The organism is Colwellia sp. MB3u-45 (assembly GCF_014077005.1).
GTDB lineage: Bacteria > Pseudomonadota > Gammaproteobacteria > Enterobacterales > Alteromonadaceae > Cognaticolwellia.
The window spans coordinates 151,805-176,644 of the sequence record NZ_JACGVC010000050.1; the positions used below are offsets into that span (position 1 = coordinate 151,805).

24 protein-coding genes and 1 pseudogene are annotated in these 24,840 nt (G+C 38.3%); 11 read left to right on the forward strand and 14 right to left on the reverse strand.

What is annotated here, in order from left to right; genetic code table 11:
* The first annotated feature begins 36 nt into the window (after positions 1 to 36).
* Entirely contained in the window at positions 37 to 2,151 is a 2,115-nt protein-coding gene (gene dinG, locus H4J41_RS14150; protein WP_182136826.1) for an ATP-dependent DNA helicase DinG, read from the forward strand.
* A gap of 73 nt (positions 2,152 to 2,224) precedes the next feature.
* Here dinG and H4J41_RS14155 read toward each other — a convergent pair whose 3' ends face one another.
* Complete coding sequence (locus tag H4J41_RS14155; RefSeq protein ID WP_182136900.1) at positions 2,225 to 3,184, reverse strand: magnesium transporter CorA family protein; 960 nt, start codon at positions 3,182 to 3,184, stop codon at positions 2,225 to 2,227.
* Positions 3,185 to 3,495: 311 nt separating this feature from the next.
* Between H4J41_RS14155 and H4J41_RS14160 the strand changes: the two genes are divergently transcribed.
* Both H4J41_RS14160 and H4J41_RS14165 read left to right on the forward strand, forming a co-directional pair.
* Positions 3,496 to 4,848, forward strand: a complete 1,353-nt coding sequence (locus tag H4J41_RS14160; protein WP_182136827.1) for a magnesium transporter — start codon at positions 3,496 to 3,498, stop codon at positions 4,846 to 4,848.
* A gap of 24 nt (positions 4,849 to 4,872) precedes the next feature.
* Positions 4,873 to 5,997 (forward strand): DUF21 domain-containing protein, encoded by a 1,125-nt coding sequence (locus H4J41_RS14165; protein ID WP_182136828.1) that lies wholly within the window; start codon positions 4,873 to 4,875, stop codon positions 5,995 to 5,997.
* Between the two features lie 164 nt (positions 5,998 to 6,161).
* Here H4J41_RS14165 and H4J41_RS14170 read toward each other — a convergent pair whose 3' ends face one another.
* The 4 genes from H4J41_RS14170 to H4J41_RS14185 all read right to left on the reverse strand — a co-directional run bounded on the left by H4J41_RS14170 (position 6,162) and on the right by H4J41_RS14185 (position 10,328).
* The gene (locus H4J41_RS14170; protein WP_182136829.1) at positions 6,162 to 7,028 is read right to left on the reverse strand and encodes a universal stress protein; all 867 of its coding nucleotides are present in this window, start codon (positions 7,026 to 7,028) and stop codon (positions 6,162 to 6,164) included.
* A 191-nt stretch (positions 7,029 to 7,219) separates the two neighbouring features.
* Complete coding sequence (locus tag H4J41_RS14175; RefSeq protein WP_182136830.1) at positions 7,220 to 7,423, reverse strand: hypothetical protein; 204 nt, start codon at positions 7,421 to 7,423, stop codon at positions 7,220 to 7,222.
* A gap of 264 nt (positions 7,424 to 7,687) precedes the next feature.
* On the reverse strand, positions 7,688 to 8,902 hold the full coding sequence (locus H4J41_RS14180; protein ID WP_182136831.1) for a CaiB/BaiF CoA-transferase family protein: 1,215 nt from the start codon (positions 8,900 to 8,902) through the stop codon (positions 7,688 to 7,690).
* Between the two features lie 169 nt (positions 8,903 to 9,071).
* A complete protein-coding gene (locus tag H4J41_RS14185) occupies positions 9,072 to 10,328 on the reverse strand; it encodes a bifunctional alpha/beta hydrolase/OsmC family protein (protein ID WP_182136901.1) in 1,257 nt (418 codons plus the stop codon).
* 179 nt (positions 10,329 to 10,507) lie between these two features.
* Between H4J41_RS14185 and H4J41_RS14190 the strand changes: the two genes are divergently transcribed.
* From H4J41_RS14190 to H4J41_RS14205, 4 genes are all read left to right on the forward strand, one after another.
* Positions 10,508 to 11,728: a Xaa-Pro peptidase family protein gene (locus H4J41_RS14190; RefSeq protein ID WP_182136832.1), complete on the forward strand. Its 1,221-nt coding sequence runs from the start codon at positions 10,508 to 10,510 to the stop codon at positions 11,726 to 11,728.
* A gap of 357 nt (positions 11,729 to 12,085) precedes the next feature.
* Complete coding sequence (locus tag H4J41_RS14195) at positions 12,086 to 12,388, forward strand: YciI family protein (protein ID WP_182136833.1); 303 nt, start codon at positions 12,086 to 12,088, stop codon at positions 12,386 to 12,388.
* A 15-nt stretch (positions 12,389 to 12,403) separates the two neighbouring features.
* Positions 12,404 to 12,808: a lysozyme inhibitor LprI family protein gene (locus H4J41_RS14200; RefSeq protein WP_182136834.1), complete on the forward strand. Its 405-nt coding sequence runs from the start codon at positions 12,404 to 12,406 to the stop codon at positions 12,806 to 12,808.
* A 238-nt stretch (positions 12,809 to 13,046) separates the two neighbouring features.
* A complete protein-coding gene (locus H4J41_RS14205; RefSeq protein ID WP_182136835.1) occupies positions 13,047 to 13,487 on the forward strand; it encodes a GAF domain-containing protein in 441 nt (146 codons plus the stop codon).
* Positions 13,488 to 13,538: 51 nt separating this feature from the next.
* Here the strand turns inward: H4J41_RS14205 and H4J41_RS14210 are convergent, their stop codons facing one another.
* The 6 genes and pseudogenes from H4J41_RS14210 to H4J41_RS14235 all read right to left on the reverse strand — a co-directional run bounded on the left by H4J41_RS14210 (position 13,539) and on the right by H4J41_RS14235 (position 18,361).
* The gene (locus H4J41_RS14210; protein ID WP_182136836.1) at positions 13,539 to 14,291 is read right to left on the reverse strand and encodes a DUF1461 domain-containing protein; all 753 of its coding nucleotides are present in this window, start codon (positions 14,289 to 14,291) and stop codon (positions 13,539 to 13,541) included.
* A 6-nt stretch (positions 14,292 to 14,297) separates the two neighbouring features.
* Positions 14,298 to 15,032, reverse strand: a complete 735-nt coding sequence (locus H4J41_RS14215; RefSeq protein ID WP_259364489.1) for a hypothetical protein — start codon at positions 15,030 to 15,032, stop codon at positions 14,298 to 14,300.
* Positions 15,032 to 15,844 (reverse strand): hypothetical protein, encoded by an 813-nt coding sequence (locus tag H4J41_RS14220; RefSeq protein ID WP_182136837.1) that lies wholly within the window; start codon positions 15,842 to 15,844, stop codon positions 15,032 to 15,034. The genes H4J41_RS14215 and H4J41_RS14220 overlap by 1 nt, the downstream gene beginning before the upstream one ends.
* Positions 15,845 to 15,914: 70 nt before the next feature.
* Positions 15,915 to 16,280, reverse strand: a pseudogene (locus tag H4J41_RS14225) (cupredoxin domain-containing protein); the annotation flags it as partial.
* Positions 16,280 to 17,692: an ATP-binding protein gene (locus H4J41_RS14230; protein ID WP_182136839.1), complete on the reverse strand. Its 1,413-nt coding sequence runs from the start codon at positions 17,690 to 17,692 to the stop codon at positions 16,280 to 16,282. The gene H4J41_RS14230 and the pseudogene H4J41_RS14225, both read right to left, overlap by 1 nt.
* Before the next feature lie 9 nt (positions 17,693 to 17,701).
* A complete protein-coding gene (locus tag H4J41_RS14235) occupies positions 17,702 to 18,361 on the reverse strand; it encodes a response regulator transcription factor (RefSeq protein ID WP_182136840.1) in 660 nt (219 codons plus the stop codon).
* Between the two features lie 538 nt (positions 18,362 to 18,899).
* On the opposite strand from H4J41_RS14235, the gene H4J41_RS14240 reads away from it, so the two are divergent.
* Together H4J41_RS14240 and H4J41_RS14245 are read left to right on the forward strand one after the other, a co-directional pair.
* Positions 18,900 to 19,370, forward strand: a complete 471-nt coding sequence (locus H4J41_RS14240; protein ID WP_182136841.1) for a hypothetical protein — start codon at positions 18,900 to 18,902, stop codon at positions 19,368 to 19,370.
* Between the two features lie 192 nt (positions 19,371 to 19,562).
* Entirely contained in the window at positions 19,563 to 20,051 is a 489-nt protein-coding gene (locus H4J41_RS14245) for a YchJ family protein (RefSeq protein ID WP_182136842.1), read from the forward strand.
* On the opposite strand, the gene H4J41_RS14250 is transcribed toward H4J41_RS14245, so the two are convergent.
* The 3 genes from H4J41_RS14250 to H4J41_RS14260 all read right to left on the reverse strand — a co-directional run bounded on the left by H4J41_RS14250 (position 20,048) and on the right by H4J41_RS14260 (position 22,789).
* Positions 20,048 to 20,581, reverse strand: a complete 534-nt coding sequence (locus H4J41_RS14250; RefSeq protein ID WP_220460896.1) for a VC2046/SO_2500 family protein — start codon at positions 20,579 to 20,581, stop codon at positions 20,048 to 20,050. The two genes, H4J41_RS14245 and H4J41_RS14250, sit on opposite strands and share 4 nt — an antisense overlap.
* Positions 20,582 to 20,704: 123 nt before the next feature.
* Positions 20,705 to 21,997 (reverse strand): ATP-binding protein, encoded by a 1,293-nt coding sequence (locus H4J41_RS14255; protein WP_182136843.1) that lies wholly within the window; start codon positions 21,995 to 21,997, stop codon positions 20,705 to 20,707.
* Positions 21,998 to 22,072: 75 nt separating this feature from the next.
* Positions 22,073 to 22,789 carry a response regulator gene (locus H4J41_RS14260; RefSeq protein WP_146879497.1) on the reverse strand — a complete coding sequence of 239 codons (717 nt, stop codon included), beginning with the start codon at positions 22,787 to 22,789 and terminating at the stop codon, positions 22,073 to 22,075.
* A gap of 391 nt (positions 22,790 to 23,180) precedes the next feature.
* On the opposite strand from H4J41_RS14260, the gene H4J41_RS14265 reads away from it, so the two are divergent.
* Entirely contained in the window at positions 23,181 to 24,440 is a 1,260-nt protein-coding gene (locus tag H4J41_RS14265; protein ID WP_182136844.1) for an MFS transporter, read from the forward strand.
* 116 nt (positions 24,441 to 24,556) lie between these two features.
* A complete protein-coding gene (locus H4J41_RS14270; protein WP_182136845.1) occupies positions 24,557 to 24,838 on the forward strand; it encodes a transposase in 282 nt (93 codons plus the stop codon).
* The last annotated feature ends 2 nt before the right edge of the window (positions 24,839 to 24,840 follow it).

Consider the following 24,840-nt stretch of genomic DNA (forward strand, 5'->3'; position numbering starts at 1 on the left):
TAAATCATCTTTTGTCGATAGGAAACTACAGCCGCGATGTTAAGCGATAAAATTAAACAAGTTATTAGAACCTCCTATAAAAGCATAGGTGAAAACCTCACCAACTTTAACCCGCGCCAACAGCAAACCTTTTTAATTGCTGAAATTGCCAAAACACTGGCGGGTGATTACGACAAAGTACGTAAAATTATCACTATTGAGGCGGGCACAGGCACGGGGAAGTCTTTAGCTTATGCGCTTGGCGCTATTCCGTTAGCGTTAAATCGCAACAAAAAAGTCTGTATAGCGACCGCCACCGTGGCATTGCAAGAACAACTGGTTGATAAAGACCTGCCCTTTCTAAAAAAATACAGTGGTTTAGACTTTAACTTTACCTTAGCAAAAGGACGCCAACGTTATGTTTGTCGGCAAAAACTCGCGCAAGCGGTGGCGAATGACGACAGCCCGCAAGCCGGTTTTACCTTTGCAGAAAAACCCCAAGCGAGTGATATTCGAACCTTAAATAAGATGCACCAAGCGCTCAATGATAATAGTTGGCCCGGCGATATTGACGCTTGGCCAGAGTCAGTTAATCATCATATTTGGCAACAAATACAAGCCGATAAACATAGTTGCTTAAAGCATGTTTCAGAGCATAGTCATTGTCCATTTCATAAGGCCAGAGAGACCATGGACGCTGCTGATGTGTTAGTGGTTAATCATAGTTTACTCTTGGCTGATTTAGAACTGGGTGGCGGTAAGATATTACCGGCTCCTGAAGACACTTTTTACATTATTGATGAAGCGCATCACTTGCCAAAAGTAACACGCGATCACTCCAGTGCAAACCTGACGCTTAAGGGCGCGATTGACTGGCTGAGTAAATTGCCAGAAACTGGTGATAAAATTGCAAAATTGGTTAACTCAAATAGCGCAATTTCTCCCTCAATAAAAATGGCTGACGATTGCCAAGATATATTAGCTGACATGCAAAAAGTGCTGAGTTTTATTGATAATAATCGCAGCCTTTATTTTCACCAAGCGGTGAGAAATAGCAAACAGATGCAGATGCAAAACCAAGCACTGCAATTTCGTTTTGAAAACGGCGTTATTCCGCAATCATTAAAGGATTGGGCGGAAGATTTAACCCAGAGTTCTAAAAAATGTTTAACGCATTTAAACAAGCTTTATAACCTGCTGATGGAATCGGTGAAAGACGGTGATACGCAAATGTATTTAGCCGAACCCTTGTTGGCCGAATCTGGCTTTATGATCCAACGCTTGGAAAATTTTAATGCCTTATGGCAAATGTATGCCAAAACGGATAGCGACAAAGGTGCCCCTATGGCGCGTTGGCTGGAGCAAATTGAAGGCAAACGTACTGACTATTTAATGAGCGGCTCGCCAATCGAAGTGGGTTTCACCTTAGAAAATATGCTGTGGTCAAAATGTGAAGGCGCCGTGTTGTGCTCTGCCACTATTCTTGCTTTAAACTCGTTCGATCATTTTCGCCGACAAGCGGGTTTAAGAACAGATGATGGCAGCCAATACCAAAAAGTTGATTCACCCTTTGATTATCAAAACAACGCGCAGCTGATCGTGCCTAAAATGCAATATGAGCCGAGTGCGGATCAGTTTACTGACGAATTAATTGCCAAGTTGCCTGAACAAATCAAACGCGGCAAAGCGACGCTAGTGCTGTTTTCCTCGTATTGGCAAATGGACAAAGTGGTGACCGCCCTGCGAGAACAAACCAAACTCAGTATTTTGGTGCAAGGCGAACAGTCTCGACAAAAAATCATTGAAACTCATAAAGCCCTTTGTGACAAAAAAGAAGACAGTATTATTTTTGGTACGCAAAGTTTTTCTGAAGGCTTGGACTTACCCGGCGACTATCTCACTAATGTGATTATTACCAAGTTGCCGTTTTCGGTGCCATCATCGCCAGTAGAAGAGGCTCAAGCAGAATATATCACGGCTAAAGGCGGCAATCCGTTTATGTCTATCTCAGTACCTGAAACCTCGAAAAAGCTGATTCAAGCGACTGGACGACTACTGAGAAACGAAAAAGATTATGGTGTTATTATACTAATGGACCGGCGTGTGGTGAATAAACGTTACGGTAAAGACTTATTAAACTCTTTACCGCCATTTAAACGTATTATTGAGTGAAACGAGGCCTAGTTAAGAAACTATACCGGTTTAATTGGGTATAATTTCCAATAAATTAGCATTTAACTATTTACTACAACCAACGTTTTTTCTTAAATATCATCAGCAGCACCACTGAAACCACGGCCATTACCCCTAATAAAATAAAGTAACCATTAGCTGCTTTTAGTTCAGGTATATATTCAAAGTTCATCCCATAGATACCGGCAAGAAAGGTTAAAGGCACGAATAATGCCGTGATCACGGTTAATACCCGCATAGTGGCGTTAAGTTGATGCGAGGTTACAGACATATAGCCATTGATTAAATCACCGCAAATATCGTAATACATTTGCGAAAGGCTCAGCAAACGGTCTAAACGTTCGCGTAAATCATTAACCGTATGGATTTCTTTATCTGTGATTAGATCAGTATCTTCATCATCTACATAAGCTTTGAGCCTTTCTCCCATGGTGACATGGTAGTTAAAAGTACGTCTTATTTTTACCAGTTGTGAGCGGTATGAGGTAATTTGTTTCATCATCTTGTCATTACCACTTGATTGAAAGTCATCTTCAATTTTTTCTAGCTCAGCTTCAAAACTAAACATTTCCTTTAGATAATAACCACAACTGCTGTGGAAAAGCCTCAGTGCCAAATGCACAGGGCTGCGCTTAAGGTATTTTTCACTGCTTTCGGAAAATAACTCGTTAATCGCTAATGAGCTTTGTGGGTGACGGGTAATGAGTACACGTTTACCGATAAACATACTGATTTGCAAATGAGCAAATCTTAGACCATCGTCATTGGCAATAATGCCGCGGTACAGCATAAAAATATAATCGTTAAACAACTCAATTTTAGGTGGATGGCGCTCACGAAGCGCATCATTTATCGCTAAAGGATGGCAATTAAACTGCGTTAATAGCCGTTTCTCTTCTTCTAATTCAACGTTATCAAGATCAATCCACAGTGTAGTATCGTCATTTTCTTGCCATTGCTTGATTAATTCACTGCTACCAAAGACAGTTTTTTTAGTTGCTGATATCAACATACATTTTATCATTATATACTCTCAATATGCCCCGAGTTAAACGGGATGATTATTACCCCTGACCTTTGATTTTATTGTTATAAAGTCAAAAAAGCAGCAACAAGCCAAAGCTAGAAAAATAGTGAACTAAATTAGCATTAAAACTAACTTATTTCTCCTTGATTGTAATACACTTGTTTTTAAATACGAATCTAATTCACCGAATATAATTCACTAAAAGTAATAACATAAAAGTTAAGAGTAAATGACAAACAGTTACCCTCCCACACAAGGTCATATGCCTTTATTAAAACAACTTTAAGGATAAATAAATGTTAGAAAATCCCATTGATAAATTATCCTTAGTCATTGACGACATTCTCATTGCAGAGCATACGCAAGAAATTGTCCAGGTAATGCGCTCGGCCATTGAAACACTCGCGCCAGAACAATTTGCCCTGTTAATTGAAGCACTGCCACAAGATAAGCGTTTAAGTGTTTGGTCTACTTACCCTGAAACCATGCAAAGGTCTGCTTTTGTCGATATGGGACAAGGCACTCGAACCAGCTTAATTCAGGCGTTGAGCGACGAGGAATGTTTTGAGTTACTTGCCCAACTAGATGTTGATGAAGTAATTGAAATTGCAGAGGAAATACCAAGCCGCCTATTAAAATATGCGATAAAAAATTTAGATGACTCACAGCGAAAACTTTATCAACAGGCACAGCAATTTAGTGTTGATGAAGTCGGTCACTGGTTAGATTACAATTATGTTCGCATTTCAGAAAAACTTAAAGTCACTAGTGCGCAGCTACTTTTACAAAAAGGTCTATCGCCCTATACCGAAGACTTTTATGCGGTCAATAAAGAAGGTGTTTTAACCGGCACTGTCGCCATTAATGCGCTAATACAAAGTGACGGCGAAAGCACGTTAAAAACACTTTTTTCTGCTGAGATAACAAGACTTAATGCTAATGAAGAGTTAACAACTGCAGCGGAAACGGTCATATTATCAGGTAAAATGTCGCTACCCGTTGTGGATGAAAACGAACATTTTCTTGGCCGATTTACTGTCGAAACCGCCTATCAAGTAAAGCAAGAGTCGCAAACAGAGCAAATGACTACCGCCGCGGGTTTAAGTACCGACGAAGACTTATTCGCTAGTGTACGCACCAGCGCCAAAAACCGTGGCATTTGGCTTGGTATTAACTTACTGACCGCATTTTTGGCGTCTTGGTTTATTGGTTTTTTTGAAGCAACGCTACAACAAGTCGTAGCCTTGGCGGTATTAATGCCGGTAGTTGCCTCTATGGGTGGCGTATCCGGTAGTCAAACCTTAACGGTTATTGTTCGAGGCTTAGCCCTAGGGCAGATAACAGAACAAAATAGAAAGGTGCTGCTGCGAAAAGAGTTAAAAGTGGGCGGGGTCAATGGCATCATTTGGTCTATTGTTATCGGTGCAATTACCTATTTTTGGTTTGACAGCATCGAATTAAGTTTCGTTATTGCCTTAGCGATTTTATTAAATTTACTGACCGCGTCTGCATCCGGCGTTATGATCCCGGCATTATTAAACAAATTAAATATCGACCCAGCCTTATCTGGCGCGGTTATTTTAACCACAGTAACCGATATTGTTGGCTTTGTGGTGTTTTTGGGATTAGGTAGCTTACTGCTACTTTAGAAAAGTAAAAAAAGGAAAAAAGTAATGCCCGTAGAAACTATCACCTGGATTGCTATTGTGTTTTGTATTTCACAATCTGCCATTTTTTCTGGATTAAATTTAGCGTTTTTTTCACTCAGTAGGCTACAACTAGAAGTAGAAGCAAATAAAGGTAATAAAGCCGCCATAACGGTATTAACACTGAGAAACGATTCTAACTTTTTATTAGCGACTATTTTATGGGGCAATGTGGGGATTAATGTTTTGTTAACCATGTTGTCTGACTCGGTACTTGCGGGTGTTGGCGCCTTTTTGTTCTCAACCATAGTGATCACGGTGGTGGGTGAAATTACGCCTCAGGCTTACTTTTCTCGCAATGCGTTAAAAATGGGTAGCATGCTCGCGCCTATCATTCGCTTCTACCAGTTTCTGCTTTACCCCGTTACTCGCCCAAGTGCGCTAATACTTGACGCTTGGTTGGGCAAAGAAGGTATTACCTACTTAGCAGAAAGTGAATTAGGCAGTATTATTAAAGAGCACATTAGCGCTGAAGAAGCTGACTTGAACCATGTTGAGGGTATTGGCGCCCTGAATTTTTTTGCTTTAGATGAAATTAGAGTCACAGAAGAAGGTGAAGTTATTGACCCTAACTCTATTATCGCCTTGCCAACAAAGCTTGATTTACCCGTTCTGCCAGATACTTATTCTGGCCCCGACGATCCATTTTTAACTATGCTAAATCATTCTGGTTATAGTTGGGTGGTATTAACCAACCTCGAAGGTAAACCTTTACTTGTTATTGATGCTGATGGCTTCTTGCGTAGCGCACTGTTTCAGTCAGAAAACTTTGACCCTTACAATTTTTGTCATCGTCCGGTTGTTATCACTGATGAAACGACATCGTTAAATGAAGCCATTTTAAAAATGAAAGTAAGTACCTCTATTGATAAAAACTTCGACGGCGTTATTGAACACGATGTGCTGCTGGTATGGGGTGAAACTAAACGTATTATTACCGGTGCAGATATATTTGGCCGTTTACTTAAAGGTATGCTGCCCCCGATGCAAGATACCGATAATGCCACGGTAAAAAATAAAACTGAAAAAAGTAAGGCTAAGCCCAGTAAAGCCAAGGTCAGTAAAGCTAAACCAAGTAAAGACGAGAAATAAGCATCTAGCGCTGAATCATCCTTTTTCAGCGCCCGTTTCGGCTATTAGTTTCGGCTATAAATAGCATAGCCGAAACGCTTGGTATTAGTTCTGCTCATAGTCCTGATCAAAGTCCTGGTCAAAGTCATAAAAAACAGTGATCATTGAGGTTAAATAGCCGCTAGTTATTCTGGTTTTAGGGCTAGCACGTCTGATTTTAACAAGCTTAAAATTTTCTCGGCGGTATTACCTAACACTTTTGCTTTCAAACCTTTTCGACCAATAGTACCAATAACCACTAACCCTGCTTTTTGCCGTGCCGCAATACTGGGGATTACTTTTTCGGGTTCACCAGCCTTAATAAAAAAATTCGCGACAGGAATGTCATATTCCGCCGCTAACTTTTCAATTTTATGCTTTAGGGTTTTCCCTGCTTTAATTTCTAGTTCGTCTTTGTATTGTAAACCTAAGTCACGTAAAAATTTTGAAAATTGTAAGGTATAACAGACAAATAATTCTGCGTTGTTCGCTTTAGCAAATTCTTTCGCTGCAGTTAATATCTGATGATTTAGTGTTTGTTTACTTTTACGCTTAGTCTCTAAATCAATAGCGGCTAAGACATTTGGCGATTTACGCCATTTATGATCACTGACAATAAATATCGGCGCTGGGCACGCGCGTAATAATTGCCAATCGGTAGATGTGTATAAGAAAGTCTCAGTGCGATGGGCTGTTTTAACTACCATTGATAGCTGGTGTTGTTTTGCGTAGTCACTTATCCAATGGTCAATACGCTTTTCCCATACGACTTCATAACTGTAATCAATGTCGTCAGGCACTAAGGTCTTGAGTGATTTTTCTGCGTTATAGGTGACCGCATCGATTACCGCTTGTTTAATATTTTGTGGATCATCTTGAATATGACGTAAACTTTGATAACAAAAATAAACAATATGCAATGATTGGCTTTTAGTTTTAGCCAGTTCACAAGCTCGTTTTATAGCGACTTGTTTGCTGTCTGATAAATCGGCAACAACGAATATTTTACTCATAATATCTTCTTTTATTTATAGGTATAAATTAAAAGTAGCATACAAAAATTTATTTACTTTGATATAAAACAACTATCTAAAAATTAATGACGAGGAGTTATTGATCACGATAAATTTAACATCTGGGCAGATGATTTTAAGAGTTAAGCAGGTCATTATAGGCGAGTGTAATGCTTAACTTGCCCAGGTATTTAATCTTCAACTTTTGCTTTATGTTTTTTATTAAAATAAAGATATAAAAAGCCAGCGATAACAATATTTAAGATACAACGCAATACCTCAGCGAGTTGAATATTTGCGTCTGCTAAAGCATATATCAAGTCAACCGCAGAGCCAAACCCTAGTATGATCGCTATAATAATAAATATTTTTTCTAAAGACATTGAATTAGACATGGGTTTCTCGATAAACATAACGACATTAAGCGACATAAAATGATAGTGGCTTATTAAAACAGTTCTGCTCTTGCATTTCGCAATCAAACCGAACTAGCTAAAGGCTAATTATACAGGTTAATATGCAGATAATTAGTATATAGGTTAATAACTTACTTAACCTATATACTCGCTTTATTTAAGATAAAAACAACAGAGCCCACTGATTTAAGCGCTTATTTTTACAAAAAATACAAACAATGCAAACAATGCAAACAATAAAAATTACGCTACAACACCAGCTTGCAATAACGCGGCAACTTTCTCGTCATTATACTGTAAAAACTGCGTTAAAATCTGTTGGCTATGTTGGCCAATATTCGGCGCGGCGTGTTTATATTGTAATGGCGTATCCGATAAGTTAATAGGTGATGCCACGGTTTTAATTAGCCTACCGTCTTTATCCGGTACTTGTTTTACCATCTCGCGATGGTGTATTTGTGGGTGGTTAAATATTTGCTTTAAGGTATTTACCGGTCCACAAGGTACCGCGATTGCTTCTAATATCGTGACCCAATAATCAGTGCTTTGCTTAGCGATAATAAGCGCTAAAAGCGGCACAAGTTCATTACGGTTTTCGACCCTATGTTGATTAGTTTTAAATAAGGCATTGTTTGCTAATTCTGAGCACTGCGCGGCCTGACAAAATCGTTCAAACTGTTGATCATTGCCTATCGCTAATATCAAGCTGCCATCATTAGTCGCGAAGGTTTGATAGGGCACAATATTGGGGTGAGCATTGCCTAAACGCTTTGGATTTTCACCTGTGGCTAAATAGTTCATGCCTTGATTAGCCAGTGTTGCCACTTGTACGTCAAGTAAGGCAATATCTATGTGCTGGCCTTTGTTGGTATGGGCTTTAGCGAGTAATGCCGCAAGAATAGCATTCGCGCTATAAAGCCCGGTCATTACATCAATCACGGCCACGCCAACTTTCATCGGTTCGCCATCAGCAGCACCGGTTAAACTCATTAAGCCACCCTCACCTTGGATCATGGCATCGTAACCAGCTTTGTGTGCGTATGGGCCATGTTGACCAAAGCCTGTGATTGAACAATAAACTAATTTAGGGTTGAGTTTTTTTACTTGCTGATAACTCAAACCATATTTTTCAAGACCACCCACTTTATAGTTTTCAATTAAGACATCGGCTTTAGTGATCATGTCTTTTATCACTTGTTGACCTTGTCGCTGGGTTATATCAATAGCGATTGACTGTTTGTTGCGGTTTGCACTGTGGTAATAGGCAGCTTGGGCAGGTTCATTACCATGCGCTGGTTTAATAAATGGAGGACCCCAGTGACGGGTATCATCACCTTTTTTGGGTCTTTCCACCTTAATAACGTCAGCACCCATATCAGCGAGCATTTGTGATGCCCAAGGCCCGGCCAAAATTCGACTTAAATCAACAACTTTAATACCCTTTAACGCTTCAGACATATCCCAAACTACCCTTTACATTGTTGCCATAGCAATGATGATCTTCTATCTGCCAATGATAATTTATCATCAGCAGATAGAACAGCCTAACTTGAAATAAATAACTCAAATTCATTCACTTTAGTTAGTTATTTATTTAGCATGAGTTATTTCCAGTGAGTCTGATTTTTTATGCTTGATTAAGCAATGTACTCACCACTTTGACATTATTGTGCAGCGTTTTATGTACTGGACATTTATCTGCTATGGCTAAAAATCGCGCGTATTGAGCTGTTTCTAGCTCGCCAACAAAGCTAATTTTCCGCACTATGGCTTCAATACCCTGACTTTCACTTTCACATTCTTGGCAGTCTTGTTGGTAATCTCGACTGTGTGTTAGCTCTACTTTAATATGTTTAATGGCCAAATTTTTACGCTCGGCGTACATACGTAAAGTCATGGCGGTACAAGCGCCTAAGCCCGCTAGCAAATGCTCATAAGGATCAGGTCCCATGTTATTACCACCAACACTTTCTGGTTCATCAGCAAGCCAATAGTGGCTATTGGTGCTGACGTGTTGGGTAAATTTATGGTTTTTTTCTTCTACGATGACGTGCCCTTTAGCGATCTCATTTTTGTCATGCTTACTGCTAGCAGTTTCAGCAATATGTTCAGTAATATGGTTAGCATTGTCCGCGTAAGTAATATATCGCCCTGCCCACGCCGCGATTACATCAGCAGCATATTCAGCATCACGTTTATTGGTCAGTAAATGGTCGGCATCATCTAAACTAACAAAGCTCTTAGGATGTAAGGCGGCTTGGTATATTTTCTCCGCTTCGCTGATATTTACCGTGCTGTCAATTGGCGAGTGCATAACTAAAAGTGCTTTTTTTAGTTGACCAATATGACGGGTATCGTAGCGCTTTATATCATCTAAAAATTGTTTTTCTATGGTGAATACACGCCCAGCTAAATTAACCTCTGCTTTACCATTTTTTTCAATATCATCAAGCTGCAGGGCAAAATTCTTCGCGACATGCGCTGCATCTAATGGCGCGCCAATAGTGACCACTGCGCTAGCTTCTTCAACATATTGAGCAACGTTAAGCACAGCTGCACCGCCTAAACTATGACCAATAAGTAGTCGTGGTGCTTGATATTCTGTGCGAAGAAAATCTGCTGCCGCAATTAAATCTTCTATATTTGAAGAAAAATTACTATTAGCAAAATCACCATCACTATTACCTAAACCGGTAAAATCAAACCTTAATACCGCAATACCTTTTTGCACTAAAGCTCGGCTAATACGTGATGCCGCCGCGATGTCTTTGCCACAGGTAAAACAATGAGCAAATAAGGCATAAAACTTAACCTCAGATTCAGGACTTTCCAGTAAACCACTTAAGCGGTGTTCACCACTGATAAACTCGACTTTTTTACGCATAGCTATTCCTTGAGTTAATTGAGTTAATTGGGCTTGTGATCTTTCTGGGATTACAATATTTGACCGTTTAGCTTTAGGATAAAATTCTTTCATCATACCGCTACTTTATTTGTTAGGATACATGGCTTATTTTTTTGTATAAAATATATCAGTATTAATTAAATTTTTTAAGGAACAATATGACTATAGGTGTTGGCGGCTCTACCGCGAAAGTTGAACTTGAAAAGTTAGTCAATATGACTAGCAAAGTGCAAGCAATAACAGCGACTGAATTAAAACAGCGCATTGTGAAAGCGCAAAAAATTATGGCTGAAAATAATATTGAAGCCACCTATATCAATGCCGGAACAAATCTATATTACTTTACAGGTACCCGTTGGTACGCCAGCGAACGTATGGTTGGCGCTATTATTCCTCAACAGGGTGAGATTAAATATATCACGCCATTTTTTGAAGTGAATACGCTTGAGCAATATATGACCATTAAAGGCGAGATAAAAGGCTGGCAAGAACATGAAAGTCCTTATCTGCTATTTAAACAAACCTTGGCTGAGTGTGGCATTAACTCCGGCCAAGTAGCCATAGATGAGTCGACCGCTTTTTTTATTGCCGACGGTATTAAAAAAGCGGCACCAGAGTTTGAACTTGTTGATGCAAAATGTGTAACCGCGGGTTGTCGTGCAGAAAAATCAGACACTGAAATAGCCTTATTGCAACAGGCAAAAAATATGACTATCGAAGTGCATAAAGCGGTTGCTCGAATATTACATGTGGGGATTACTACCCAAGAAGTCACTCACTTTATTGACCAAGCGCACCGCAAAGTGGGCGCTACTGCCGGTTCCTATTTTTGTATTGTGCTATTTGGTGAAGATTCATCTTATCCACACGGCGTAAAATCACCAAAAACACTGGAAACAAATGACATAGTCTTGATTGATACTGGCTGTCAGGTTGAAGGATACAACGCTGACATTACCCGTACTTATGTATTTGGTGAGCCTAATCAACGTCAACGTGAGATGTGGCTTTTCGAAAAGCTAGCACAAAAAGCGGCCTTTGATGCCGCCAAAATTGGCGTAGCTTGCGGTGATGTAGATGTTGCCGCCAGAGCTTATTTAGCCAGCCAGAATTTAGGACCAGATTACGAAACTCCAGGCTGTCCACATAGAACAGGCCATGGTGTTGGCTTAGATATTCACGAATGGCCTTACCTAGTGCGCAGTGATAGAACGCCACTGGCTAAAGGTATGTGTTTCTCAAATGAGCCTATGCTGGTATTGCCGAATGAATTTGGCGTGCGTTTAGAAGATCATTTTTACATGACTGATGCTGGCGCAAAGTGGTTTACTGAGCCTTCTTATTCTATTGACGATCCGTTTGGCTATCAGCAAACTTAAGCAAAGCTACAACTAACAGACAAATACAAGGCGTTAACTTCAATACCAGTATCATCTAGTAAAAACTTAGTAAAGTTAGGGGTGAACGAGCGTTTATCCTTAACTTATCAAAACTAATACCGCTTATAGCCTTAAATAGTTTGGTGTATAGCTTAGCTTTGGATAGAATTGTTATCTTATCGTTTTTGATACGAGCTTATGTACGCATTTTAGAAGATATCCCGTTAGTTCTTTACTTGCTATTGGCTCAGTGTTGTCTTGTTATAAATACAGGTCTGAAGCTTAGGCAGAAGATAAACAATAATAATTTAACTTGGACGCTACTTGCGGCTTTTAATTAATAATTTTGGATGTAATATGTTTTATCTTATCTACAGTGAAGATGTTGAAAATAGTTTAGCTTTGCGTATGAGCGTGCGTGAAAATCATTTAGCGCGTTTACGTGTATTGCAAGATCAAGGCAAGCTACTTGTGGCTGGCCCTTGTCCTGCTATTGATAGTGAAAACCCTGGCGACGCAGGCTTTACCGGTTCACTTATTGTTGCACAGTTCGACAGTTTAGCTGAAGCTCAACAGTGGGCAGATCAAGACCCCTACATAGCAGCGGGTGTTTATAAAAAAGTGACCGTTAAACCTTACAAAAAAGTACTGCCGGCATAACTCTTAATATTAATCATGAATAACAACTGTTTTAGCAAATACCTTCTGCTTAGCTTGCTGGGGTTTTCTGCTGCGGCAATGGCTAAAAACACCATAGAAGTGTGTCAAGCCAATATGGAAACTGTTGCTCAAGTGTCACGTTGTTTGGATGGTATTAAAAAAAATAAAGATCGTGAGCTGCAAACTTGGGTAAATAATCAGACTTTTATCTTACAAGAATTGGCTAATAATAGCGGCCAGAGCACATCATTAAATATGTTTAAACGCTCACAGCGTAATTTTATCCGTTATCGTGAAGATAACTGTCGTTGGCAATATTTAGTGCTGACGCCTGATGCTGGCGCAGCTGTTGCCTATAAAAAATGTTATAATATTTTGACCCAGCACCGTATCGAAGAGTTAACACAACTCAATAAGTAAGTATTTTGACATTAATGACCCATTTTCAAAACACACAGCAGTAAAAATTAAGCCTATATATTGATTGCTTAGCTCATGGCTAAGCGATTTGTGTATTTTTTCTTTCAGCATGATTTTTATTGATTTATCTCAACTTACAAACTATTAATTGACATAACTTATGGAAATATTATCAAACCTATCCGTTTATTTAAGTAATCCCCGTACCTCTTTAAATAATAAACTATTAAAGATTTGCATGTCGATTAAGTCTACTGTTCCTGAATGTGATCGTGTGGGTATTTGGCTATTTCACAGTGACTATTCAGCAATGTTTTCATTAATGTGTGTTGATGAATTTGGCAAACAATCAAAAGGTGAACATTTACTTGAAAGTGATTATAAAAATTATTTTTCTCATATAGTAGAAAATGATTTTTTAGTGGCTTGTGATGCAAGAAATGACGAAGTCGCTAAGTGTTTTAACCATGGATATTTTGACGAACACAATGTTCATTCTTTATTGGATGTTACCTTTAATAAAGACTTTGTGCCATTAGGTATTATTTGCTGTGAACGTACAGGTAATAAAACAGAGTGGCAGCCACAAGATATAAAAACACTAAAAAGCATTGCCGTTAAGGCCTCTTTATTTATTAGTCATAATATCTCTGATATGTACGCTAGCAAACCTCAATAAACTAATCACATGAAGTGGTTAATGCTCTGTACATTTAAGATTAATTAAACTTTATTTTTGACGCTGATAACGGCTTAATATTGCATCAATAATTAGTGCTAATAGTAAAGCGATTAAGAGCAATTGTCCAGCTATAGCGGCAAAAATATCAGGCGCTTTCATAAGTGAAGCCATTAACGAGTCTTGATAATAAAAAAACCACTGATGATCGTTAGGAAATATAACAGTATGCAAATAATAAAAAATGGGTGTAAAACCCCATATCCCCAACATAGCGATAACCAAAAAAACAAAGCAGGCTAAAGCGATTAACTTCTGCTTTGTTGTCGGCATTGCTCTTATCGACTCTGTCGTTAATTGCTTAGCTTTACGGCTATAAAATATCAATAAGCTGAGCAAAAAAAGTAAATTACCCCACCACAGTTTAGTCATATTATCGAGTAAATTAGCCACATCTTGCAAATGCTGCACTTCACTTTTAGTTAATAATTTTTGTAATATCCCCTGATGATTTAAATAACTAATTTCTGTTAAACCATCACCGTGATGGTGGATAGACTGCACAATATCGGCAAACTTTTTTTCATGTAATTTCACATCATTAATGGGAAAGTCACGCTTACCTTGGGTGTTTTTTGGCACGCTTTTACTTATCAAGGTATTTATTTCTAATGTTTGGTACCAAACATTATATAAAAAGTTTGTCGCTTTACTCACTTGCCAACTGACACCTAAAGAAAAAACCAGTAATGCTAAGGCAAAAACACACCAAAATAATTGTCGAATCAATAAATGTTTCAACATGATTTTTTAAAATTCATATTCAATGGAAGCACGTAAGATATGGTCTTTGTCATCGCCATTTAAACCGGTTATAAAACCCAATTCCCATTTCAGTTGTTTTTGACCATCAAACCTTTGTATGCCCATAAAAGTGGGACCAATACCGGTATAGTCTTGGCCAATATAAATTTCAATGGCTGGTTGAACTTGTGGTAGCCACCGATAGCGGTATTGTAAACGAAACTCTGTTTCAAATTCATTTTTGATATCGCTACCACTTTCATAAATTAAAAACGCATTCAAGGCTAAGCTGTCGCGGCCAAATTCTTTTTCAAATAACAAACCGGTAGTGACTTCCCAAATATCCAATTCATGTACTTTTTCGACTTCAAGTGACAGACCCCAATCCGCCCAATATTCGCCTTGATCTGTCATCATCCAGCGCGTTTCAACTTCATAGGCAGACAAGCCAAAGTCACCATCTTTATCTCGCTCACCCACGATATAAAATTCAATCATAACATTGTCAGTTATTGACTTTCCGTAGGCTATTCGTTGCCCTAAACTGTTACCCGCGTCATTTTGATGTGACAACATACGCCATTCAAATTCTTGCTCGTTAGGTAGCACATAGGGATGATAGACCTTATCAACAACAACACCGTCAGCCAGCGCAACTTGACATGTCAGCGCTGAAAAAGCAGATAAAATCAACAGCAAAAAACTAAATCGTGTTAATTTCTTAAAGATTAGAAAGTTCATCACACCATCTCCTTATGACTCACTATAGTGCGTGTTGACTTTGAAAGCGTCGAGCAAACAAAAATCAAAGTAAAGGCAATCACAATGGCCGAAATATAAAGTAATAATTGCAGTAATGTTGGCGTGGCGTCGTAGCCAAAAAACACTGTAAACAACTGCCCTAGTTCGGAATTTTCCATTATTAAATAATTAGAGTCCCACAAAAGCCTATTCCCAGGTAAAACATCGATTTGGATCAGTAATTTTGTCGCTTTCATCAATAGTCCAACACTAAAAACTATCAATAGTGCTTCGCGAATGAGGCGACAATAACGCTCAATAAACGCCATTAAAAAATACAACAACACAGCGATACTCGCGCAAATACCCACACCGAGAGTAACGCCTGCCACCAAGGCATTAGAGGCATTATTTTGATGCCAAAAGCCTGTGATATAAATTAGAAAATTCGCACCGTTGAGTGTCATAACAATAACGGTTAAGGCCACTGAACAAAGCCGAACAAGAGTAAGTTTTCGGACGCTTAATGGCCTTTTTACGATTGCAATCTGGCTCAATAACAACAGCGATACAAAATAACAAACAATGTAAAGACAAGCATAAAGCCATTCTCGCCCGGTATCATCTAGTGTATGTGCAATTTCATCCATAGTATTTAATAAAATTAGGCTTAACATTACGCTAGTCAATAACGCGAGGTAATACCACCGCAACTTGATACCTTGTTGCTGGAGCATAGAGATCAAAATAATACTAATGACAAATATGGGTAAAGCATCTCTTAAAAAAAGAATAACGGTATTAATTAACATGTAAAACCTCCTTAAGCAGAAGGCTATTTGCTGCTAGCGGTGCAGTATAAACTAGCGCTAAAGTTTCTATATTAGTGTCAGCTACGCTCTTTTTAGGGACAACAATAATGGTGCCTTGAGCGCTGTTAGGATTAAACTCACCAAAAAATTTGTAACGACCTGGAGGTAAAGGTCCAATAAAAATCACTGATTTTTTTTGTGGGAAAATCACTTTCTCTCTATTAAGGTCAAAACTATCAAACTCTTCAGGGGTGGTATCTCGATTATAAATAACTAATTTTACTTTCGTGTTTGCTGGAATTTCTATTTCAGCCGGATAAAACAAATGATTTTTAAGTTCTACCTCGAATTCTGGCCGATTTGCCAAGCTAGCAAATGACAGTAGCGCGAAAAAGACAATAACGCTTTGCATAAGTTTGACAGAAAATAGGCTCATTAATAATCTCCCTTTGCTGGTGAGCTGGGTAATTTATTGCCATTAATAGTTGCACCGCTGTTACTATCTGCCATAGAAAAAACAACCTTTACACATAAGCCAAACAAAGCCTTTGAGCGACTTAAACTGATGTTTGCTTGATGCAATTCTACAATATGTTTAACAATCGACAAACCTAAGCCACAGCCAATAACTTTTGAATTATGGCTATCGCCGCCGACACGATAAAAGCGATCAAATACCCGTGAATATTCTTCCGGCGCAATACCCGGGCCGGAGTCTTCAACACGTAATATAAGCTTATTTTTTTCTTGCAGGCACGAGACTAAAATCTTGCCATTATCTGGGGTATATTTAGCAGCATTAGCAATCAAATTTTTCAATAGTATACCGATTGCAAACCTGTTGCCCAAAATGTTCAATGGCGCACTATTCAGTTCAATATCATGGCCTCTGCTGGCAATATAAGGATAGAGTTCACTAATACATTCTTGCAATAGCTCTTGTAAATTAAGCACCGCACTTTCAGCCAATATTTGTTCTGGATTAGTCCGGTTCAAGGTCAGTATTTGATCAACAACATGTGCCATACGCTCAACACTTTGCTCTAATTGCTGAAAGGGTAATACTGACAGCGCGGTTGAGTTTTGGTCACTGTCAACAAGGATGACATCATTAAAGCTTTGTTGAAGATTATAAACATTAATTTTCAATACACTTAATGGCGTTCTAAGTTCATGGGCAGCATCTGAGGCAAATTGCTTTTCACGTTCAAACGATAATGACAGTCGCAGAAATAATTCATTTAAGGTTTCAATCACTGGCGCAAGTTCTGTGCTTGAACTGACCGTTAACGGGCTAAGGTCATTTGCTTTTTTATTTTTCAGTGCTCGAGTTAAAAAAGTCAACGGTTTCAAGCCCTGCCGCACCGCCAATGAAATGATTAATGCGAGTAATGGCATGACTAAAATAATGGGGGTAACCGCAGATAAAATTATATCCTCAGCAAGGTCAAATCTTTGTTTTAATGGTTGCGCAATAATAACCCAAGCATTTGTTGCTGAGTTATCTGTTATTTTATCAGTATAAGTACGCCAGCGTTTGCCTAAGAAGTTTGCTTCTTTAAAACCGGTATTTAAGGTATTTATTAGCGTGTTTGGTGCATTATCACTACGTGTTACCACCTGGTTATCAAGCACTATTTGATAAGAGAAATTGCTGGTTGCTGGGTGCGTAATGACACCTTTAGGTAGCTTAACGGCCGTTATAACCTGAGCTAAAGAGACTAATTCATTATCAAAGACACTTTCTGCTTTGCGCATACTCGCTTTATAACCCTGAATAGCAGAAACAAAAATGACTAAGGTAATAATTGATAACAGCATTAGCACGAGATAACGACGAATAGGCATAAGAAACTTTTAAGCCTTATTTATGGTGTAGCCAACACCACGAACCGTTTGGATAAATTTTTCAGGTAATTTTTTGCGTAAATTGTGAATATGGACTTCTACCGCATTACTCATCACTTCTTCACCCCAATCGTAAAGGCGTGATTCAATTTGCTCTCGTGACTGAATTCGCCCAGCATTTTCCATTAATACTTTTAACACCATATATTCTTTTTTTGAACAGGACAGTTCTTTATCTTCGATAAACACTTTGTGGGCAGTCGTATCAAGCTTTACCAAGGCAATGGAGATTATTGCGCTATCAGCAGTGCCTAATCGGCGTTCAATCACCCGTAAGCGAGCAAGAAGCTCGTTAATGTCAAAAGGTTTAATTAAGTAATCATCGGCGCCAAAGTCTAGTCCTTGAACACGTTGCTCAATAGTGTCACGCGCGGTCAGCACAATAACTGGCGTAGTTTTCTTTTTAGCTCTAAGCTTTTTAAGTACTAATAAACCATCCATGTCAGGCAACCCTAAATCTAAAATTACCATGTCATGATCAGGAATAGTCAATGACGTTAAAGCGTCTTCGCCGTTATCAACGTGGTTAACCAAGAAGCCCTCATGTCGCAAAGACTGTTGTAATGCTTGTGCTAATGGCAGATCGTCTTCAACGAGTAAAATTCTCATATTGTTACTTTAGAACCTATTTAACTTATTTAACTTATTTCAAGCCAAACTATCGATAAAAATTTAGCTATTTACATATAACTAACCGTAATAGTTTTAGCACGTAAACTCAATAGCTTGGTTATACACTTCGAGATGAAATTAACGACGTAATTAGATATGTATTGGTTAATATCCTTGGTTATTGTCGTTAGCTCTGTAGACGTTTCATTTTAAATCAATTTGCACCAGTAACATAGCAGAATGCGGTGTTTATCTTTTCACCTTTAATGTTTAGAGCAATTATTCCTTAAAATTTACCCGTGTCGTAAGTTACGCAGCTATAGTGTAAATAGCGTTGAACAGTATAATTAATCTCTAACTATTAAGCTCTAGCTACGCTTACTTTACACATAAAAAATCAGCTTAACTTCTTTAAATTATCGATTTAAAAAAGCGACTCTTCTTATAACCTTGAGCAAATATCAGTAAAATAATGCTTGAAATAGCATCAAAACCGATATACTGTACATTCATACAGTATATCGAGGTAGGCACTATGATTAACACTAATAAAATAAATTTAAAAATAAATAACAACAGCTTAGCTATAGCCCCTAGTATTAATTTACCACCTCAAATTAATTTATCTTCTGCTTGGTGTAATATTATTAGTGTAAATAGCCTCGGAGATGTCTCTGAAAAGTACCAGGACATTTGTCAAAACCACCATGATGATAAAAAGTGGATTTTAATGATTAACCCAGAAAATTCCTCGCTAGAACAACTCTCTAACATGGGTAAAATTAACCCAGCAAAAATACTAAAAGTGAATGCAAATAAGGTCAATGTCAGTTTAGAGCATATCAAAAACACGTTATTAAAAGGCACATGTTCTGCGATGATTTTATCAAACGCCAACTATAATCAAGCCGAATTAAAAGAAATATCTCGCTGTGCTGCCTTAGGCAAAACTCAATGTATTTTATTACAAAAAACAAATTGTAAAGCGATAAACCAATTGCATTAAATTACTATATTTTGTCAAGGTTTTAAAACAAAAATAAAGCAATAAATTGTGCTTAATCCGACGACTTAATCTCAAGCGCAAAAAGCGTTGGGCTAAGTTAGATTAACTAAAAAATTAAAGCCATAAACTATGCAAAGCATAATAATTGTCATGATAAACTAAACATAATTGCCCTTTAAATAGTTTATCTACATGTTATGTCCATGCGGCTCAGAACAAACCTTTGCACTGTGTTGCCAACCTTTAATCATGGCAACAAAACCGGCTAACTCTCCAGAACAACTGATGCGGTCACGCTACTCTGCTTACGCAACACAACAGGCCGAGTATATTTACCTTACTTATGCCCAATCAAGCCAAGCTCAACAATCCATTGATGACATCGCACAATGGGCTGCAGAAACAAAATGGCTGAAACTCATTATTCACTATGCCAGTGATCACGAAAAAGATTTAGCTAACCGTCATAATGCTCAAGTAGAGTTTTCTGCTTTTTATCAAGTTCACAAACAAATCTGGCAAATGCGAGAACAATCTAATTTTGTGCTTGAAGATAGCGCATGGCGATATCTTGATGGTGAGGTGTCAGATAGCAAAGCATTAAATAAACCCAAAAAAAATGAGTTTTGTTTTTGTGGCAGTGAGAAAAAGTTTAAACATTGTTGTGCTAAGACTTTTTAGGCAACCGCTTCCATTAGCGGTGCTTTAACAATAGTAGTTTGCACTGCCGCTAACCAAGCCATAGCATTGAAGTCGGCTCTTGGTGGTGTTTGTGTTAATGATATGTCTTGATTTTTTTGCTGGCAATATAAACTGGTATTAGTCATAACCTGTTGGTTTATATGTTTTACATCATCACGAAACGCCAATGGTTTAGGATTAAGTATATTTGCTAATCTTAGGTCTTCTAACTGCTGTTTTTCAATCAAACTTGCCTGATTATAACTGCTGATATCAGCAACATCTTTTACTGCTAAAGGGGCTTCATCAGGTAATTGAAAATATTTTCGTAACTGTTCTGCTGAAGTGGTTTTTTCAGGTATTTGTGAAAGTGGTAATGTAAATTGGCTATGCGCTCTAACATCGTCGGTTAGCATGGCGAGTAACAGCGAAAAATCAGAACGACGAGCATGATGAACACTTTGGTTAAGCTGTTCGCCTAACTGAAGTTCATGAACAAGTATGTCGTTTGATAAAGCGTTTAGGGTCAAAATAATCTACTGTTTTGCTACCGATAATATTTGTATCGGCAGCAGCACAGATTACTTTAACGCTATGCGTAATTAATTATTAATTTTTATAGTAAATACAAAGTATTGACTGATTTTTATCCACTAAGCAGAAATTTGTTTAATGGGCCAACGCAGTATGAAGCTCGCGCCACCATTATTGCTATCAACAACAGATGCACTGCCACCATGCCACTCCATAATCCGACAAACGATGGCTAGACCTAAACCAAAACCTCCTGTTTGACGGTTACGAGATACATCACCACGGGAAAAAGCATCAAATATAGTACATTTGAAATCATCACAGACTCCCTCACCATTGTCGGAGACACTTATCTGGCAGTAATCTTCACTTTTTGTAATTGTGATGTCTATTTCACCGTTACCGTATTTTATGGCATTAGAAATATAATTATTCAACGCTCGACTAATAAAGTGTCGATCAACCTCAACTCGTTCATTTCCAAGCAGGTTAACAATGTTAAATTTTTGTTCAAATTGTTGGTAATTACTGACCTGTTTTTCGACAATATCCACCAATGATTCTTCGCTAAAATTTATTTCGGGTTTGTCATTATCGAAACTAGCGTAAATCAGCATCTCACTAATGAGTTGTTCTAACTCACAAACATCTTTACTAATGGCTTTGCGATATTTCTCTTGTTTGGCTTTATCATCGGTGCAGGCTAGCATTTCTAAGGCAAACTTAGTGCGAGCTAACGGTGTACGTAATTCATGTGCAACCGCAGTTGAGAGTTCTTTATGAGCATCGATTAAACGTTTAATACGACTGGCCATAGTATTAAACGCCGTAACCATAGGCGCTGCCATAGTCGATCTTGCTTCTGGTGCAACAACATCAAAACTTTCTTGACCAAACTCTATTGCCGTTTTTTGTAACTGATCCAAGTCTCGAGACAAAGGCCGTAACCAAAAAAACAATATACAGGCTAAGGTTGCCAGCAAAATAACACGAATGAGTGCCTCTAGCCTCGGGCGGGTTGGCATTTTAGCAGGCCCCAACACAATGACAGTGCCAGCATTATTGATCTGGTGATGAATTTCTACCGCGTTATTATCATAATAAATATGCGTGTTTTCTTCTTGGATGACGTCATGATTTTGATGGCTGATAGCTTTTACTTCTTGCGCTGACATTAATTTTAATGGCAGTTGCCACTGCTTGGCAGCTTTCGATAGTATTTCTTGCCATTGATCTTCTGGGTGCTTTTCTAAATAGTTAGATAGCGCCAACAGCATACTTTTATAACCAGTGTAAGACTCTATGTCTTGTTCAAGGTATGAACTCCATGCTTCATCAAGCATCCATGAGAATACGATGAATATAGAAATAATAAGGAAGTATAAGCTGAAGAATGAGCGACCAAGTTTCATAAAATGCCTAAAAAAAGGAAATAAATACTGATGAGTCGCTATAACAGCTCACCAGCTTACACACTAAAATAATAGTTAACTCCATGCATCTGGAACAAATAAATAGCCTTGTCCCCAAATGGTTTTAATACGAAAAGGTGTTTCATTACTATCGTGTAATTTTTTACGCAAGCGTGATATACGCACATCAACACTTCTATCCATGCCGTCGTATTCGCGACCAACAACCGCTTTATAAATATAATCACGATTCTGCACTTCGCCTGAACGACTAGCTAATAACCAGAGTAAGTCAAACTCTTGGCTAGTCAGGTCAACATTTTCGCCATGCAATGTCACTTGTCTAGAACCACGGCTAATATGCAGTTCACCACAATTAATTTTAGCATTTTCTTTACCATCCGTTGGCAACTGGCCACGACGCAATAGCGCATTGACACGGGCAAGCAGTACTCTTGGCTCAACAGGCTTAATCACGTAGTCATCCGCACCAATTTCCAAACCTAACACTTGGTCAAAGTCTGTGCCTTTGGCGGTTAGCATTAAAATTGGCCCTTTAAAGTTAGGACGTAAATCTTTACAAACAGCAAATCCATCTTTACCCGGTAGCATAATGTCTAAAATAATCAAATCAGGAACGAATTTATCAACTCGCTTTTCTACCGTATCGCCTCTAAACTCTTGCTTAACGTGATAACCTTCATTTTCTAAAAACTCAGTCACTAGATCCGACAACTGACGGTCATCCTCAACGAGTAATATCTTTTTAACTAACAATTCACTATCTGACATTAACTGCTCCTACTTTATTACGCTGTATTAACAGCATTTTCACGGCTGGTTGATGAACACGGTTAATGTTTACTCTAGCCAATAAATAACAACCATTGAAAATATGACTCATCACACAAGCATAAAATGTTTATTATTAATTAACAACACTATGTACAAGGTGTTACGGCAATAGTACAACTTATTACCCTGAAATTACAATTAATTACACTAGGACTAACAAGGCGATTTTTATGATACTTTGCTCATAAAAGTGCTTCTCGTCACTATTGATGCGTTGAGATAATTAGACGGTGCGTTAAGAAAAATAGAAACTTTTTACTTAGTTATCAAGCTAACTTATTATATAATCAATAGGCATTATCCCCACTGTATTATATAAACATTCGTTATGACGATTCACGCTGCTAAAGTTAAAATACCTGCAAAAAACACCTTAATGACTGAACAGTTAAAGGCAAAGAAAATCTTGTTTTCTGTCATGCTGGTGGTGCTGTTTAGTAGTGCCGGCATTGCCTTACCTTATCCTGTATTAGCACCTCTTTTTCTTAATGAAGTTAGCCCTTTGACCACTTTTGCTGATTTACCCAGTAAAATATTACTCGGCATTATACTGGCGATATACCCTTTAGGAGTTATTCTAGGAAGCTCAGTTTTAGGTGCTGCTTCAGGTATTTATGGTCGCAAAAAAACCTTAATCATCACCTTGATTTTAACTGCTGTTAGTTATGTGTTATCGGCTTTAGCGGTTATGGCTGAAAGTTTTTTACTGCTCATTTTAGCGCGTTTTGTTACAGGCATTTTTTCAGGTAATATCAGCATAGCCAAAGCGATAGCGGTAGATTTATCGCCCACGCTAGATAAAACCCACACCTTTAGTCTGGTAAACGCCACCAGCTATTTAGGCTGGTTGCTCGGCCCTTTAGCCGGTGGATTACTGGCAATATACGGTTTAGACACCGTATTCTACTTCGCCGCCGGCGCGATAGTTATTGCCCTGATCAGCGTTGCTTATGTATTACCTGCTGGCAATAGTAACTCCAGTCAGCCAAAGATAAAATTTTCGCAACTTTTTAGTAAACAAAACTCATTTGCCTTACTCGCTAATAAAAAAATTAGACGTATCTTTTTAATTTATTTATTAGCAACACTTGGCCTAAATGCCTATTACGAATTTTACCCCGTTTGGTTGGTGGAAAACTTTGACTTCACTAGCCCCGACATTGGTTATATAACAGTTGTTTTAACCTTATTTATGACCATAACCAGTGTGTTTTTTGTTAAGCAATTAAAATACTTATTGGGGCTTAAATTGGGTGCCATTGTTGGCATGATGTTAATGGCATTGTTGTTTAGCTTACACCTTGTCTTATCAGCAACCAGTGTTTGGCCTATTTATGCCGTAATAGGCATCGCCATCGCTATTTTTAATGGTTTATTACCGGTTTATATTTCCGAGCAATATGCTGATATTGAACAAGGGCAACTTATGGGCTTAATTACCACCACCTTCAGTTTAGCTAATATGCTGATGGCGCTTATTGGTAGTGTATTAGCCTTATTTGGCGCACACTGGGCCATATTATTTGGTGCCTTGTTACTTATCATTGCCTCCATCGACTTTCACTTTAGTCAAGAAGATATTCGCTAGCTCATTTCGCGCTAAAATTATTAGTTACTTACGCACTAACCCCATTGTAAATTGATGATTGGACTTCCCTTAGTTGATTAGACTCCAAACTAGTTTCATTTTAACTTCAACCAGAGGTGTTTATAAGTAAAGGCAAACGATATACCGAAGAATTTAAAATTGGAGCAGTTAATCAAACGAATGAACGTGGTTATTCAGTTGCTGAAGTATATAAGCAGTTAGGTATTGCTACTAAAACGTTATATCACTGGCGAAGTCAATTATCGGATAAAACTAAATCGGTTAAAGCTCCAGATGATGAATATGAACCTTTATCCAAAAGTCTAACCGTTACAAGCTGCACTTACCTTCAAGATAATACGAAACAGCGTTGCCAAGCTATCTTAATTAGTTTCTAATA